Origin of the sequence: Candidatus Paracaedimonas acanthamoebae (assembly GCA_017307065.1) — a bacterium.
Lineage (GTDB): Bacteria > Pseudomonadota > Alphaproteobacteria > Caedimonadales > Caedimonadaceae > Paracaedimonas > Paracaedimonas acanthamoebae_A.
On the sequence record JAFKGL010000018.1, the window covers coordinates 1 to 15,271 of the forward strand.

Below are 15,271 nucleotides of genomic sequence, written 5' to 3' on the forward strand. Positions count from 1 at the left end.
CATCAAAAGTGGTCTCTGTCATTTAATTCTCCTTTAGGACTTCCTTTTTTCTAACTTATGGACTATAGAGAAAACATTACTTAACGTGAAGCTGCAAGGCTTAAATTTTATCTTAAGTAGATTATTACCATGGTTGCAACTTCTCATTTACTTGTTATTGATGATGACCGTCGTCTTCGAGAGCTTTTACAAAAGTACCTTGAAGAAAATGGTTATCAAGTTTTAGGAGCCGCTACTGCTCACGAAGCTCGACAAAAATTACTAAAAGAAGAAGCTCAACTTATTGTGCTCGACCTTATGATGCCTGAAGAATCAGGACTTGAATTTTTGAAATGGCTTCGACAAGACAAGGAAAATGAAATTCCTGTCTTGATGCTAACAGCGATGGGAGAAGTAGATCATCGTATTGAGGGATTAGAAGCTGGAGCAGATGATTATCTTGCAAAACCTTTTGAACCGCGAGAACTTCTTTTAAGAATTCGCAACCTCTTACAAAGAAAATCTAAATTAACTTTTCCAGGCTCAGCTATACGTCTGGGGCTTCTTACTTACGATCCAAGCCGAGCGATGCTCAAACGTGGCCATGAATCAATCCATCTTACTTCCTTAGAAGTTACCTTAATGAACATTTTCTCTCAACAGCCTGGGGTCCCTATTAGCCGTGAGAAACTAGCTGAACTAAGTGGCGTCAGTCTAAGCCCTAGGACAGTAGATGTTCAAATTACAAGACTCCGTAAAAAAATTGAAAAAGATCCTAAACAACCTCTTTATCTTCATACCGTAAGACATCAAGGATATGTTTTGAGGCCTGATATCATATGATTACTCTATTCTATCCTTTCCAATATTTAAAAAAAATTCTTCCTAAAACTCTCTTTGGGCGTACTTTAATCATTGTTATAACACCTGTTGTCTTTGTTCAGATGATTACCACTTATATCTTTGTCGATCGACATCTTGAAAAAGTAACAGAACTTCTTGCAAAAAATATATCTCTTAGAACCGCAGAAGCCGTTAATGTTGTTTTAAGTACACCTCACTTTGAAGATGATTCACAACTTTTACGTAATTATATTTTTAATCATTTTGAATTGTCACTAGAAATGGAACAAGAACAAAAGGATTTATCCGTTATAAGAAAAAATTTACTGGCTCCTTATGACAAAATATTAACGCAAGAACTTGAGAAAAAAATTCCTTTTTCTTTTTCCATTAGTGTAAGAGATGAAGACATTGCCATTTCTATTCAAACGCTTAAAGGAAATTTCATCTTAAAAGATAAATTGAAACATCTCGCCCCAAAAACGACTTCTATTCTCTTATGGTGGTCTGTTGCGACACCCCTTTTATTTTTAGCAATTGCAATTCTTTTTATGCGAAACCAGATCAAGCCATTGAAAAGATTAGCTGAAGCGGTTGACGACTTTGGTAAAGGACGAGAGACCATAGCGATAAAACCATCAGGATCCTTCGAAGTTCGTAAATTAACATATGCTTTTATTTCTATGAAGGAACGTATTCAGCGTCAAATAACACAAAGAACAGAAATGCTTGCAGGTGTCTCTCACGACTTGAAAACCCCTCTAACACGAATGGAACTTCAATTAGCGATGTCAGGTAACGCTGAATCGATCAAAGATTTACAACAAGATGTTCGTGAAATGAATAAAATGATTGAAGATTATCTTGCTTTCGCAAAAGGTGAAGAAGACGGGCCTTATCAAGAAGTAGAAATTTCATCACTTCTACAAAATGTTACGTCTTTGTTCCCGGACAAACCTATTTCATTTATACCGTCTCAACCTGTTTATACTATTGCTCATGCGCTATCACTGAAACGAGCGTTTACAAACATTATTGAAAATGCTCTTAAGTATGCCCATTCTCTTTGGATATCAGTCCATGTCACATCTGAAGAAGTTAACATATATTTTGAAGATGATGGCCCTGGTATTCCTGAATCAAAAAGAGAAACTGTATTCAGGCCTTTTTATCGCTTAGAAGGTTCGCGAAATTCAGAAACAGGGGGGTCAGGACTTGGCTTGGCTATCACACGAGATATTATTCTAAGGCATGGGGGTACGATTGAACTTAAAAAATCAAAGCAAGGTGGCCTTCTTGTCATGATAGGTTTACCACTCTAATGAACTACAGACATATTTATCATGCTGGTAATTTTTCAGATGTTGTAAAACATTTTGTTTTGACACTTCTTCTCCAAAAATTGCACGAAAAAGAAAAAGCTTTTTCAATTGTTGATACCCATGCAGGGATAGGCTTATACAATCTTCAATCTACCCAAGCCTTAAAGACCAATGAAGCAGAAGAAGGTATTTTGAAATTGCTTCACTCTTCTCAAGATAAAAAGCTTTTTGAGCATTATTTAAAGATAGTACAAGCCGAAGATAGTAATGTTTATCCAGGATCTCCAGTCATTTCGCGAGCCTTTTTAAGGCCTCAGGATCGTTTATGGTTATCTGAACTTCATCCTGAAGATTTCCAACAATTAACTCACCTGTTTCATAAAGATCCTCAAGTAAAAGTTCTCCATCAAGATGGCTATCTTTCGCTAAAATCTCTCCTCCCCCCTAAAGAGAAGAGAGGGCTCATTTTGATTGATCCTCCTTTTGAAGAACGGAATGAGTTTAAAACTTTGGTTAATGGTTTACGAGAAAGTTATAAAAGGTTTTCAACAGGAATTTATATGATATGGTTTCCTATAAAAGATTTGAAACCTATTAAAGAATTTTACACAGCCCTTAGAGGATTAGAAATTCCTAAAATTCTTACAATTGAATTTTTGAGAAGCCCCCCCACAACGTCTGAAACTCTCAATGGAACAGGTCTTGTCATTGTTAATCCTCCGTGGAAAATACAAGAAAAAATAATTCCAGGATTAGAAGTTCTCCTAAAAATTTTTGAATTTAAAGAAGGTTATACTCGATCAGAATGGTTGCGTGAGGAAGGTAAAAATTAACATGCTTCTTTTATTTCTTCAAATATAGGCCATAAAAGGTAAAAGGTTGTTCCTTTCCCAACAACACTTGTAAAATCAATCTTGCCTCCGATTTGATCTGTAATTTTCCTTACAATCGCAAGGCCCATCCCATATCCTTCAATATTGCGGTCTACATGAAATTTTTTTAAAGGCTCAAAAATATCTTCCCTTATATGATCTCTAATGCCAGGTCCATTATCACTTATTTTTACTAAAAGTTGTTTTTCTTGATTTTCAACTTCTACTCTAATTTTACCTTCTTTATTATTATGATGATGCTTGACGGCATTTGAAATAAGATTATAGAGAACTTCTGTCAGTAGGAAATTAAATGTTTTAAACGTAGAAATTGAACTTGAAACTACAATTTCAAATCCATCTGGAAGAAAGACGCGCCGCTTAATAGCTTCAACTGATCGAAAAATATTAAAAGCACTAGGAACCTCAGTTAGATCATTAACAAATAAAGAAACCAGATCTTGTGTTAACTTATAAGCTTGCTTATTAACCAATCTCAGACTTGATAAATTTTCTAAAGATACCGGCGATAAGACATTATCTTTATCTTGAATAATCCATTGAGAAAGATGCTCAACAGTTCTTATTGGGGATTGAATATCATGTGATAGAATGTGAAAGAGGGTTGCCTGTTGCTCATTTTTAGCACTTAAGGTTTCATTCAGTTTGTTTAGTTTTTTTCTTTTTTCAATTAGTTTAGTAATATCTCGCCAAATTCCTCGACTATAAAGAATATTACCTTCTTTATCCTTAACGGCAGTTACACTGAATGAGACATGTAGTTTTTCTCCAGATTTTTTTTTGAGAATAACCTCTTTATCTTTTACAATACCTTTTTGCTTATACTCACGTAGGATAATATCTCGCGTACTCAAAGAATCTGGGTGATAAAGCTCTGCAATAGAATCAAGAGCTAAAAGCTCTTCTTTTGTATAACCAAGAGTATCAATGAGAGCTTGGTTACACTCTATTATTTTTTCGTTTAATGCATTAACCGATACAAACATATCTGGCGCATTATCATAGAAATCTTTGTAAAATTTAGTATCGATTTTAACGTACCTTCTATTAATTTTTCTTTTATTTAATATGGCTGAAAGAAATATATTTTTGATTTACTTGATTTTTAATTTACTAAAACTAAAACAACTCTTGTGATTTTGCAATCAAATGTCAATTTTCTTGAATAAAAAGAAATTTCGAGATTTAAAAACTCAATCTCATCTTCTTATCAAGAAATATTCTTTGCAAAAGCCATAACCTCTAAAAAAATAATCCTCACACCTAAAAAAGTACCATAATCTCTTCAAATTTTTTAATAAGAATAATTTATTAATTTTTTAATAAGAAAAAATAAAAAGTTGAAACTAATTTTATTTAATGTCTATTATACTTAAAAAACATGGGATGGGATAATGCTTTCTACTAACTCAAGTATCTTTATAGCTTGTAGTTTATTTGGTGGCATGGGATGGATTTTTGGTCCATCTCAAGTAAAATATCTCCCTCCAGAAATGGCCGTGGCTTATCGTTTCATAATGGCCGGTGTTCTTACGCTTTTTTTTGCTTTTGTTTCAAGATATAAGCATCGCCCTATCAATTTAAAAACACAAGGTATTTTCCTTATTCAGGGAATCTGCATGTTTAGTATTAATTACATATTAGCTTATCATGCTTTGAATTATGTCTTAAGTGGTATTGTGGCCGTTATTCTTTCTATGTTAATCGTTCCTAATATTCTTTTAGAGTCTTTATTTTTTAAGAAAAAATATACTCCCAAAAAAATGATTATTACTATGGTCGCCTTTATAGGATTAATTTTTCTATTCTTAGGAGATTATAAAGGTAATAATTTTGGGGTTTCTATCAGTAAAGGCATTTTATTTTGCGGCTGTAGTATGCTTTTTACCGCTCTTGGCGCGAATTTAAGTCAATATTTTCAGAAAACTACTGTTGATCCTGTTTGGGCTGTTGGTTTTTCCATGTTATGGGGCGGTAGCTTTTCTCTTGTATATGCGCACATACAATCGGGGAGGCTTTTATTTCCCCTTGAACAAGAATTCATCGTGTCATTGTTAGTCCTTACCATACTTTCAGTGCTTATATTCGTTTTCTATCAAATTTTACTTGCACGAAAAGGCGCCGGGTTCGCTGCTTATGTATGGGTCATCACCCCGGCCATTGCCTTACTATTATCTTGGTTATTTGAAGGATTAGCGCTCACAAGCGCGAGCGCTTTAGGAATTATGATTATTATGTTAGGTGGATTTTTAAATTTAGTCCTAAAGGATAAAAACTATGCCTAAAAACAAAACCTTACCTCATGCAATTCTTATAAATAAAGCCGAACTCCCTATTACGTCAAAAGAATGGCAGAGTTTAGAAAACATTGTTCATAATGCTGAGTATGAAGCTCCTAAAAAAGGAGATACTAATGAGCATCTATCTTTAAAGGTGATGAGGGCTAAAAAACCTGGTGATCCAATCAACTATAATGAGCCACTTTTAAAATTATTACTAAAACCTGAACTTTGTTGTTATCTTCAACAACGCTTAGAAATGAAATCTTATTTTGTTGATCGTGTGCAAATTCACCATTATCAAGAAGGTGATTTCATTTCCATGCATTGTGATAATGACAGTTGCCCAGATTATAAATTCTCGCTTGTTTTACACATGACAGAAGAATACGAAGGTGGTGAATTTAGAGTCCAAGATAAAAACAAAAATATAAAAAGCTTTAGAGCTCCTAAACATACCCTTCTGATAACAAGCAGTGCCCTTTCACATGAAGTTACGCGAGTTATGTCAGGTGAAAGAAAAGTGATTGTTTGGTTTATAAGCGAAAAAGATCTTACTCAAAAGAAATCTTCAGAATTTCGTATAGCTTCTTAATGAGTGGCTCTTCAGCTCTTGTTTTAGGAAAATTATAGGTGATATCCAAAGTCGGTCCGGTAAGAAAAGAAGGAAGTATTCTTACTAATTTCTTATTACTTGTCTCAGCCCCTTTTTGAGATATTGAACCAATCCCCAGGTCATTTTGCACTGTCCTTAAGATAGCTGCCCCTGAATTTACTTGAACCAACGGAATAAAATTAGAAGGTAAAAACTCAAGGTGCCAGTTGATCGAAGGATAAGGATAAGGGATATCCTTGCCAAAACTAATTATTGTATGCTGTTGTAAATCTTCAATTGTAGCAGGAGTTCCATATTGATTAAGGTATTCTTCGCTTGCATAAAGATTCATATAATAATTTGTCAAAAGAAGATGGCTTAAATTATCTTCTTGAGGCTTAGAATGATCGAAAGCCGCAATTGAGACATCCGCTTCACGTTGATAGAGATTAAATTGTTCATCTGATGATTTAAGGATAATAGCTGTTTTTGGAAAATTTACCCTAAATCTGGGCAAAACTGCAGGAAGCCATAAAGATGCAATTGCATGGGTTGTAGCAATTATAATTTTATCATTAAATCCTTCTTGCTCTAATTTAAAACTATCAAGTCGAGCTGTTGCAAAGTCAATAATTTGCAACGCTTCCTTATGAAAACGATGCCCTGCGGCTGTAAAAACAACTCGCTGCCCCGAGGTTTCAATCAATTTAGTTCGCAATTCTTTTTCTAAAAGAACAACTTTACTACGAATACTTGTCGGATTCGACTTTGACCTTCGGCTAGCTTCTTGAAATCCACCTGATTCATAGAGAAGACAATATGCTTTTAAACGATTAATATCCATCACAACTTCATCTGTAAAAAAAAATAAACAATGTGTTGACAATTTTACATATACGTGTATATTATACTTATAAGCAACAATAAAATGAAAGTTTTAGCAAAAGAATTTATTCGAGTCCCTCCCAGAGAGAGTTATTTAAGTAACTCTCTCATCCCCCTAACGGGACCGTAAAAAAAGATTTGATGCCTTCAGCGCATCAGATACTTGAGGGGTTAAATTCTCCTCATTTAGTCTTCCCCCCCTAACTTGATCCAACGGCCTTCGGGCCGCTGGATGTTTTTTTAGAGGTCTCATAACTTAAAAAACCCTACAAAATTCCATTAAGTTTTTTATTTTATTGAATGTTTTTGATTTAACTTATCGATATCTAAGTAGAACCATTTTTTTATCTATTCTCATAAAATATCCCTTAGAATCGAAGATCAACTCTAAAAGAAATTATAAAAAGTGTTGACATTGCCTTGTCTCCAAAGCATATATAATTTTATTATTGAATGATGATAGTGGAGATGGCCAAATGAAAATTGTTAACTCATTGAAATCAATGAAAACACGACATAAAGATTGTCGTATTATTCGTCGTCGTGGCCGAAATTATATTATTAACAAAACAAATCCTCGCTTTAAAGCAAGACAGGGTTAATATTTCTATTTAATAAGGAAAATTTTATGGCACGCGTTACTGTTGAAGATTGTGTTCGTAAAGTATCAAATCGCTTTGAACTCGTTTTAGCTGCATCACAACGAGCTCGACAAATTGGCGCAGGCTCTTTACTCACAGTCGAGAGAGATAACGATAAAAACCCTGTTGTTGCTCTTAGAGAAATCGCTGTTGGCACCGTTGAAGCTGATGCTCTCAAAGATGGCTTAATTAATTCTTTTCGTATTCAAGTTGAAAGTGATCCTCAAGAAGACGAAATTTCTGATTTTGTTGCTCAAGAAGCACTACGCTTTCAGCAACCTTCTCACTCTTCTTTCGAAGAAGATGAATTAGATGATGAAGATTTAGAAGAAGAAAAAGACGAAACTACTTCCCTTTAGCCCATTTTAGCTGCTATTATATATACTTAAGAGTAAGACGCAAAGACGTTAAAATTAGAGCTTAATTTTAAAAATAAGGTTTAGTGTTTGCGTATATTATAAAAAGCAATATCATGATTCAACAGCACGCTTTAATTGAAAAAGTAAGGTCTTACGATTTAGCCCTCGATGAAGATAAATTTAATCGTGCCTACCTTTTTTCTATGAAAGTTCATGGGGAACAAGTTCGCGATTCTGGTGACCCCTACTTCTCTCATCCCCTTGAAGTTGCTGACATTTTATGTGACATGAAATTAGATGGAGCAACCATTATAACCGCTCTTCTTCACGATACCGTCGAAGATACAGGAGCTACTCTTGAGGAAATACGAAAATTATTTGGCGATGAAATCGCAGGTCTTGTTAATGGCGTTACAAAATTAACCCAAATTGAATTACAGTCTTCCCAAACAAAACAGGCAGAAAACCTTCGTAAGCTTGTTCTTGCAATGTCGAATGATATTCGCGTTCTTCTTGTTAAGCTTGCGGATCGGCTTCATAACATGCGAACACTCCATCATGTTTCATCGATAGATAAACGCCGTCGCATTGCAAGAGAGACCATCGAGATTTATGCACCTTTGGCTGAACGCATCGGAATGCATCATATAAAAGATGAACTCGAAGATCTTTCCTTCCAAGTTCTCAACCCCGATGCCCGAGAATCAATTGTTACTCGCTTAAATTTTCTCGAACGAGAAGGTGGAGATATTGTTAAAAGAATTATCAAAGAACTAAAAAATGTTTTCAAAAAAGCCAATTTAGAAGCAGAAGTTTCTGGTCGAGTGAAAACGCCTTATTCCATCTGGCGCAAAATGCATAAAAAGAATGTCGCAATAGAACAGCTCTCCGACATTATGGCTTTTCGCATTCTTGTTAATACGATCCCAGATTGTTACCAATCTCTTGGAATTGTGCATAGTAGCTATATTGTTGTTCCCACACGCTTCAAAGATTATATTAGTACCCCTAAACCCAATAATTACCAATCTCTTCATACCAGTGTCATTGGTCCGTTAAAGCATCGGATTGAAATTCAGATTCGAACTCACGAGATGCATACTATTTCTGAATACGGTGTTGCCGCGCACTGGCAATATAAACAAGGGAAAAATACAGATCATAAACAATACCATTGGTTACGCAGTCTTTTAGAAATTTTAGAACATGCTTCTGGCCCCGAAGAATTTCTTGAGCATACAAAGCTTGAAATGTTTCAAGATCAAGTTTTCTGCTTCACACCTGCAGGAGACCTTATTTCTCTTCCACGAGGCGCGACCCCTATTGATTTCGGATATGCAATTCACTCTGCTGTCGGCAACCATTGTGTGGGTGCAAAAATAAATGGTCGAATGGTTCCATTGCGCACAGTTTTGCACAATGGAGATCAAGTTGAAATTACAACATCAAAATCACAAACACCATCTCCTACTTGGGAACGCTTTGTCGTCACAGGAAAAGCACGAGCTCATATTCGACGCTTTATTCGCACTCAACAACGTTCTCAATTTATTGAATTGGGACGTTCAATTTTGCAAAAATCTTTTCAACATGAGAATTTAGAGTTTTCCGAAAAGATACTTGAAACAATCCTTTCAAAATTTAAATGCCAAACCACAGAAGATTTATTTTCAATTATTGGAGAAGGACAACATACAAGTTATGAAGTCATCCGGGCAACCTACCCTGATTTTCGTGCAAAAAACCCTTTAGATGTTCAACCAATTGTTTCCAAAGCAAAATTTATCCCAAAAGAAAAAGATGCTATCGTCTCTATCCGAGGCCTTATCCCTGGAATGGCCGTGCATTATGCAAAATGCTGCCACCCCTTACCAGGTGACAAAATTGTGGGAATCGTGATGACAGGAACCGGTGTTACTATTCACACGTATGATTGCGAAAATCTTAACAATTATGCCAATGAACCAGAACGCTGGATTGATGTTGCCTGGGATTCACACAATGAACAAAAACATTACCTTGCTCGCACTAATGTCGTTGTTAACAACCAACCTGGCGCCCTTGCAAACTTGACGACAATCATTAGTAAGCATAATGCGAATATAGCTAATCTTAAAATTAGCCATCGGGGAGATACTTTTTTTGAATTTATCCTCGATCTTGAAGTTAAAGATGCTGACCACTTAAGTAATATTATTGCAAGCTTACGGGCTTCCTCTCTCGTCACGTCAATCGACCGAGTTAAGCATTAAATTCTTATCTAAAAAAGGCCTCACCTAAATAAGATGAGACCTGCAATAAAAAGGATAAACCTTTATTTTGTTATTAATTCGCTATTTTTTTCAGAACGTTTTAGATCAACAACTCTGTCATTCTCATCAAATGTAAGAGCTAGTTGATACTTGTCTCCTCTAAAACCTTCAATAGGTGTTCCTACAACTTCCCAAATACCTAACGTTAATACATCCATCACACCATGTCCAATTGCACGGCCTGCACTAGATTCATCACCAACGCTATAGCTATAAATGCATTTCTTCCATCCTTTATCGAGTGCTTCTACTGACACAGGATCACCTAATTGAATATCAACTTCTGTTTTCGTAATTCCTTGACGAATAACACTTAAATCTGGTTCTTTTTCACCATTTAAAGCCATCCCTACAGAACACCCTTCCAAAGTTAAAAGAGACAAAGTTATTAAGAGTAGAGGCTTCTTTTTAAAAAAACTTATATCCATTATACTACCTTTCATTCTATATTATAATAAAAAGATGATTAGACTTTTTATTGATTTAATGTAAACACTTTTATATGTGAGACAAAAGTGAAATTTATCCCATCCTTATGAGTTTATTTATAAAGCAAGTTAATTAATGAATTTTTATAAAGTTACAGCTATTCATTACTTATAAATAATCTTGCAAAAAATACTTCTTATGGTTAGAAATTTAATTCCTGTGATTGCTGATGCTTAAAAGGATCTTCTTTATGAGTTCCGACTAAAGGTTGCCCCTCTATCGGGTGTGGTGTGCGCACAAGAGCGCTTTTAATAACCTCTTCTACATTCTTCACCGGAATAATTTGCAATCCTTTTTTTACAATCTCAGGGATTTCTGCTAAATCTTTTTGATTGTCATAAGGAATCAAAACAGTCTTAATTCCCCCTCGCAATGCAGCTAATAATTTTTCTTTAAGTCCGCCTATTCCAAGAACACGCCCGCGAAGAGTAACCTCTCCCGTCATGGCAATATCCCGGCGAATTGGAATTCCTGTTAGCACAGATACAATAGAGGTGCACATCGCAATTCCTGCTGAAGGCCCATCTTTTGGTGTTGCGCCCTCAGGAACATGCACATGAATATCATGTTTTTCAAATAAGAGGGGCTCAATCCCAAATTGGTTCGCTCGGGAACGCACAAAGCTTGCCGCAGCTTGAACAGACTCCTGCATGACTTCGCCAAGCTTACCTGTTGTCTTGATCTTTCCTCTTCCTGGCAGCATGACAGCTTCAATCATTAAAATATCTCCGCCAACTTCTGTCCAAGCAAGCCCTGTGGTAACGCCCACAAGATCTTCACTTTCGCTGACGCCATAAGAATATCTAGGGATACCAGCATAAGTTTCAAGATTCTCTTCAGTCACTTCAATTGTCTTTACATTTTTTGTGAGAATCTCTTTTGTAGCTTTGCGCAAAAGGTTTGCAAGCTCTCGTTCAAGATTACGAACACCCGCTTCTCTTGTATAAGTACGAATCAACTGACGCAGAGCTTTATCATTAATGGACCATTCCCCTTCTTTGAGGCCATTTGCTTTCATTTCTTTAGAAATTAAATGTCGACGACAGATTTCGGCTTTTTCTTCTTCAGTATATCCCGGTAACCGGATGATCTCTAAGCGATCGAGCAAGGGTTGTGGCATATTCAGGCTGTTAGCTGTTGTCACAAACATAACATCCGAAAGATCATAATCAACTTCAAGATAATGATCATTGAAACTATTATTTTGCTCAGGATCCAAGACTTCAAGCAAGGCAGAAGTGGGATCTCCACGCCAATCAGCTCCAAGTTTATCAATCTCATCAAGCAAGAAGAGAGGATTTGCCGAGGCTGCTTTTTTCATGCCTTGAATAATTTTTCCTGGCATCGATCCAATATAAGTCCGTCGATGTCCTCGAATTTCAGCTTCATCACGTACTCCGCCCAAAGCCATACGAACATAATTACGGCCAGTTGCGCGAGCAATTGAACGACCTAAAGAGGTTTTTCCAACCCCGGGAGGGCCAACTAGACACAAGATAGGGCCTTTTAATTTTCCGACACGTGTTTGAACAGCAAGGTATTCAATGATTCTTTCTTTAACTTTTTCTAAACCATAATGATCTTCATCTAAAATTTGTTGCGCTTTATCAAGATCGTTCTTAACCTTTGTATTTTTCTTCCAAGGAATCGACAAAAGCCAATCTAAGTAGTTTCGAACAACTGTTGCCTCAGAAGACATTGGGCTCATTGTCCTTAACTTTTTAATTTCGGTTTGGGCTTTTGTTCTGGCTTCCTTGCTCAGCTTAGTTCTTGCAATTTTCTGCTCAAGCTCAGAAACTTCATCTTTACCTTCTTCATTTTCACCTAACTCTTTTTGAATCGCTTTCATTTGCTCATTGAGGTAATATTCTCGTTGAGATTTTTCCATTTGTTTTTTTACACGTGTTCGAATGCGTTTCTCAGTTTGTAGAACGCTAATTTCACCTTCCATGTAGGCGCAAATTTTCTCAAATCGTTCTTCAAGCGATGAAATTTCAAGGAGTCTTTGCTTATCAAAGACTCGAAGTGTTAAGTGCGCAGCAATTGTATCAATGAGTTTATCAGGTTGCTCAATACGGGTGATTGAGACAAGAACATCTGGCGGAATTTTATTATTCAGTTTTGAATAATGTTCGAACAACCCTAACGCTGTGCGTGCAAGAGCTTCAAGCTCTGCGGTGGGTGTAATAATCTCTGAATCTAATACTTCTGCATAAGCTTGGAAATACTCAAGGCTCTCATCAAAGCGCAAAATTCTTGCGCGATCAATGCCTTCAACAAGCACTTTTACTGTGCCATCTGGTAATTTTAGCAGTTGGATAATTTGTCCTAAAGAACCAAAAGAATAAAGATCTCGCGTTTTTGGATCATCAGTGGTCGCTTCTTTTTGAGTGACCAATAAAATTCTATGATCCTGTTTCATCGCAGCTTCAAGCGCCTTAACAGATCTTTCGCGTCCCACAAATAAGGGAACAATCATGTGAGGGAAAACTACGATATCCCTTAAAGGTAATACGGGTAATAAAGTTCCATGCGGAAGCTCTAGAGCTTTTGTCGTTTTTGCCAAGGATCAACCCTCTTTTATTTCAAATGATTTACACATGCCTAATTTAACGTAGTATAATCAGGGTAATGAGATAAAGGAATAGAAATTTAAAAAAGTCTAAGCTTGACTTCCTTTGCTTTTTAATTTTTCGCCATACACAAGCAAAGGCTCAGCTCTACCGTCGACAACTTCTCGATTAATGACAACTTCTTCAATATCTTCACGTCCAGGAAGATCAAACATCGTATTGAGCAAGATGTCTTCCATAATTGAACGAAGTCCGCGAGCACCTGTATTTCTTGAAATTGCTTTCTGCGCAATTCCCGAAAGAGCATCTTCTGTAAACTCAAGGTGGACTTTTTCCATGTCAAAAAGCTTTTGATATTGTTTTACAAGAGCGTTCTTTGGCGTTTGTAGGATCTCAATTAATGATTCCTCATTCAAATCTTCGAGTGTTGCAACAACAGGTAAACGCCCAACAAATTCAGGAATAAGGCCATATTTCAAAAGGTCTTCTGGTTCAATTTCACGTAAAATCTCACCAGTACGACGATCTTCAGGTAACTTGACATCAGCGCCAAAACCAATAGAAGATCCTTTGCCACGAGCGGCAATAATTTTTTCAATCCCTGCAAAAGCGCCCCCACAAATAAACAAAATATTCGTGGTATCAACTTGCAAAAACTCTTGCTGAGGATGCTTACGACCACCTTGAGGAGGAACTGAAGCTATTGTGCCTTCCATAATTTTGAGCAAAGCCTGCTGAACACCTTCTCCAGATACATCTCGTGTAATTGAAGGATTATCGGATTTGCGGGAAATTTTGTCGACTTCGTCAATATAAACAATGCCACGTTGCGCTTTTTCAACATTATATTCGGCTGATTGCAAAAGCTTCAAAATAATATTTTCAACATCTTCACCAACATAACCTGCTTCGGTTAGTGTTGTTGCATCTGCAATTGTAAAAGGAACGTCCAAAATACGTGCAAGAGTTTGAGCCAATAGAGTTTTTCCACAGCCTGTCGGACCAATTAGTAGAATATTTGACTTCGCAAGTTCGATTTCATTTGAATGCCCGATTGAATTAATTCGCTTATAGTGATTGTAAACAGCCACAGCAAGGACTCGCTTTGCATGAGCTTGACCAATCACATAATCGTTAAGCACTTTGACGATTTCTTTAGGAGAGGGGATTCCACCTTCACTTGAGGAAAATCCTCCGACCTTATTCTCTTCGCGAATAATTTCAATACATAAGTCAACGCACTCATCACAGATGAATACACTTGGCCCAGCAATTAATTTTTTAACTTCATGCTGGCTTTTTCCACAAAAGGAGCAGTGAAGAGTATCTTTGACGGAATCTTCGTTTTTACTCATTTTTTTTGCCTTTATTCCTTAATTTCTAGCTGAGCTACATATTTATAGGTTCAGAGTGCCAAAAACCGGATAATAAAAAGTTAACGTTCTAAATTAATTTATTTATTTTACACAAGAGCACGATGAACCATCACTTCATCAATAAGACCAAAATCTTTCGCCTCATCAGCAGACATAAAATAGTCTCGCTCGACAGAAGCTTCAATAACACTTAAAGGTTTGCCTGTACGTTCAACGATGATTCCATTCAAGCGAGCACGCAATTTTAAGATTTCACGGGCTTGAATTTCGATATCTGTTGCTTGTCCTCTCGCTCCACCGTGAGGTTGGTGAATCATCACGCGCGAATTGGGGAGAGCAAAACGCTTTCCTTTTTCGCCAGAACACAATAATAGAGCCCCCATAGAAGCCGCTTGCCCTAAAACAATTGTTGAAACATCTGGGCGAATATATTGCATTGTATCATAAATCGCTAAACCTGACGTCACGACGCCTCCTGGCGAATTAATATAAAAAGAAATATCTTTTTTAGGGTTTTCCGCTTCAAGGAAAAGTAATTGTGCACAGATAAGGGTTGCAACATCATCATTAACTTCACCACTTAAAAAAACAATACGCTCTTTAAGGAGTCGTGAATAAATGTCAAAAGAACGTTCACCGCGGGCTGTTTGCTCGACCACCATTGGGACAAGCGTATTTGTATATTGACTAATGATGTCTACCACTGAATCCTCCTCCATCTAGTG

At 36.5% G+C, this 15,271-nt stretch carries 14 protein-coding genes; 8 read left to right on the forward strand and 6 right to left on the reverse strand.

Annotated features, from left to right (window positions below; all coding sequences use genetic code 11):
* Positions 1-129 precede the first annotated feature (129 nt).
* The 3 genes from J0H12_04525 to J0H12_04535 are packed head-to-tail and all read left to right on the forward strand — an operon-like array spanning position 130 to position 2,977.
* Positions 130-822 carry a response regulator transcription factor gene (locus tag J0H12_04525; protein ID MBN9413171.1) on the forward strand — a complete coding sequence of 231 codons (693 nt, stop codon included), beginning with the start codon at positions 130-132 and terminating at the stop codon, positions 820-822.
* A complete protein-coding gene (locus J0H12_04530; protein ID MBN9413172.1) occupies positions 819-2,144 on the forward strand; it encodes a HAMP domain-containing protein in 1,326 nt (441 codons plus the stop codon). Before J0H12_04525 ends, J0H12_04530 begins: the two co-directional genes overlap by 4 nt.
* Entirely contained in the window at positions 2,144-2,977 is an 834-nt protein-coding gene (locus J0H12_04535) for a 23S rRNA (adenine(2030)-N(6))-methyltransferase RlmJ (GenBank protein MBN9413173.1), read from the forward strand. The genes J0H12_04530 and J0H12_04535 overlap by 1 nt, the downstream gene beginning before the upstream one ends.
* On the opposite strand, the gene J0H12_04540 is transcribed toward J0H12_04535, so the two are convergent.
* Positions 2,974-4,023: a PAS domain-containing protein gene (locus J0H12_04540; GenBank protein ID MBN9413174.1), complete on the reverse strand. Its 1,050-nt coding sequence runs from the start codon at positions 4,021-4,023 to the stop codon at positions 2,974-2,976. The genes J0H12_04535 and J0H12_04540 overlap by 4 nt on opposite strands.
* Before the next feature lie 408 nt (positions 4,024-4,431).
* Here J0H12_04540 and J0H12_04545 point away from each other — a divergent pair, with 408 nt between their 5' ends.
* Positions 4,432-5,322, forward strand: a complete 891-nt coding sequence (locus J0H12_04545; GenBank protein MBN9413175.1) for a DMT family transporter — start codon at positions 4,432-4,434, stop codon at positions 5,320-5,322.
* A complete protein-coding gene (locus tag J0H12_04550; protein ID MBN9413176.1) occupies positions 5,315-5,911 on the forward strand; it encodes a 2OG-Fe(II) oxygenase in 597 nt (198 codons plus the stop codon). Before J0H12_04545 ends, J0H12_04550 begins: the two co-directional genes overlap by 8 nt.
* Here J0H12_04550 and J0H12_04555 read toward each other — a convergent pair.
* Positions 5,871-6,755, reverse strand: a complete 885-nt coding sequence (locus J0H12_04555) for a LysR family transcriptional regulator (GenBank protein MBN9413177.1) — start codon at positions 6,753-6,755, stop codon at positions 5,871-5,873. The two genes, J0H12_04550 and J0H12_04555, sit on opposite strands and share 41 nt — an antisense overlap.
* A 517-nt stretch (positions 6,756-7,272) precedes the next feature.
* On the opposite strand from J0H12_04555, the gene ykgO reads away from it, so the two are divergent.
* From ykgO to J0H12_04570, 3 genes are all read left to right on the forward strand, one after another.
* Complete coding sequence (gene ykgO / locus J0H12_04560; protein MBN9413178.1) at positions 7,273-7,398, forward strand: type B 50S ribosomal protein L36; 126 nt, start codon at positions 7,273-7,275, stop codon at positions 7,396-7,398.
* A gap of 26 nt (positions 7,399-7,424) precedes the next feature.
* A complete protein-coding gene (locus J0H12_04565) occupies positions 7,425-7,796 on the forward strand; it encodes a DNA-directed RNA polymerase subunit omega (GenBank protein ID MBN9413179.1) in 372 nt (123 codons plus the stop codon).
* A gap of 203 nt (positions 7,797-7,999) precedes the next feature.
* Positions 8,000-10,048 (forward strand): bifunctional (p)ppGpp synthetase/guanosine-3',5'-bis(diphosphate) 3'-pyrophosphohydrolase, encoded by a 2,049-nt coding sequence (locus J0H12_04570; protein MBN9413180.1) that lies wholly within the window; start codon positions 8,000-8,002, stop codon positions 10,046-10,048.
* A gap of 62 nt (positions 10,049-10,110) precedes the next feature.
* Here J0H12_04570 and J0H12_04575 read toward each other — a convergent pair whose 3' ends face one another.
* From J0H12_04575 to clpP, 4 genes are all read right to left on the reverse strand, one after another.
* A complete protein-coding gene (locus tag J0H12_04575) occupies positions 10,111-10,536 on the reverse strand; it encodes a hypothetical protein (GenBank protein MBN9413181.1) in 426 nt (141 codons plus the stop codon).
* A 203-nt stretch (positions 10,537-10,739) separates the two neighbouring features.
* Entirely contained in the window at positions 10,740-13,076 is a 2,337-nt protein-coding gene (gene lon, locus J0H12_04580) for an endopeptidase La (protein ID MBN9413182.1), read from the reverse strand.
* Positions 13,077-13,259: 183 nt separating this feature from the next.
* Entirely contained in the window at positions 13,260-14,525 is a 1,266-nt protein-coding gene (gene clpX, locus J0H12_04585) for an ATP-dependent Clp protease ATP-binding subunit ClpX (protein MBN9413183.1), read from the reverse strand.
* Positions 14,526-14,632: 107 nt separating this feature from the next.
* Positions 14,633-15,265: an ATP-dependent Clp endopeptidase proteolytic subunit ClpP gene (gene clpP, locus J0H12_04590; GenBank protein MBN9413184.1), complete on the reverse strand. Its 633-nt coding sequence runs from the start codon at positions 15,263-15,265 to the stop codon at positions 14,633-14,635.
* Positions 15,266-15,271: the final 6 nt, after the last annotated feature.

Bases quoted from the DNA above. Each gene is read 5' to 3' on its own strand.
- J0H12_04570 (MBN9413180.1), top strand. From the start codon at position 8,000: ATGAAAGTTCATGGGGAACAAGTTCGCGATTCTGGTGACCCCTACTTC.
- J0H12_04540 (MBN9413174.1), bottom strand. From the start codon at position 4,023: ATGTTTGTATCGGTTAATGCATTAAACGAAAAAATAATAGAGTGTAAC.
- J0H12_04575 (MBN9413181.1), bottom strand. From the start codon at position 10,536: ATGGATATAAGTTTTTTTAAAAAGAAGCCTCTACTCTTAATAACTTTG.
- J0H12_04525 (MBN9413171.1), top strand. From the start codon at position 130: ATGGTTGCAACTTCTCATTTACTTGTTATTGATGATGACCGTCGTCTT.
- J0H12_04555 (MBN9413177.1), bottom strand. From the start codon at position 6,755: ATGGATATTAATCGTTTAAAAGCATATTGTCTTCTCTATGAATCAGGT.
- clpX (MBN9413183.1), bottom strand. From the start codon at position 14,525: ATGAGTAAAAACGAAGATTCCGTCAAAGATACTCTTCACTGCTCCTTT.
- J0H12_04550 (MBN9413176.1), top strand. From the start codon at position 5,315: ATGCCTAAAAACAAAACCTTACCTCATGCAATTCTTATAAATAAAGCC.
- J0H12_04565 (MBN9413179.1), top strand. From the start codon at position 7,425: ATGGCACGCGTTACTGTTGAAGATTGTGTTCGTAAAGTATCAAATCGC.
- clpP (MBN9413184.1), bottom strand. From the start codon at position 15,265: ATGGAGGAGGATTCAGTGGTAGACATCATTAGTCAATATACAAATACG.
- J0H12_04535 (MBN9413173.1), top strand. From the start codon at position 2,144: ATGAACTACAGACATATTTATCATGCTGGTAATTTTTCAGATGTTGTA.
- ykgO (MBN9413178.1), top strand. From the start codon at position 7,273: ATGAAAATTGTTAACTCATTGAAATCAATGAAAACACGACATAAAGAT.
- J0H12_04530 (MBN9413172.1), top strand. From the start codon at position 819: ATGATTACTCTATTCTATCCTTTCCAATATTTAAAAAAAATTCTTCCT.
- lon (MBN9413182.1), bottom strand. From the start codon at position 13,076: ATGATTGTTCCCTTATTTGTGGGACGCGAAAGATCTGTTAAGGCGCTT.
- J0H12_04545 (MBN9413175.1), top strand. From the start codon at position 4,432: ATGCTTTCTACTAACTCAAGTATCTTTATAGCTTGTAGTTTATTTGGT.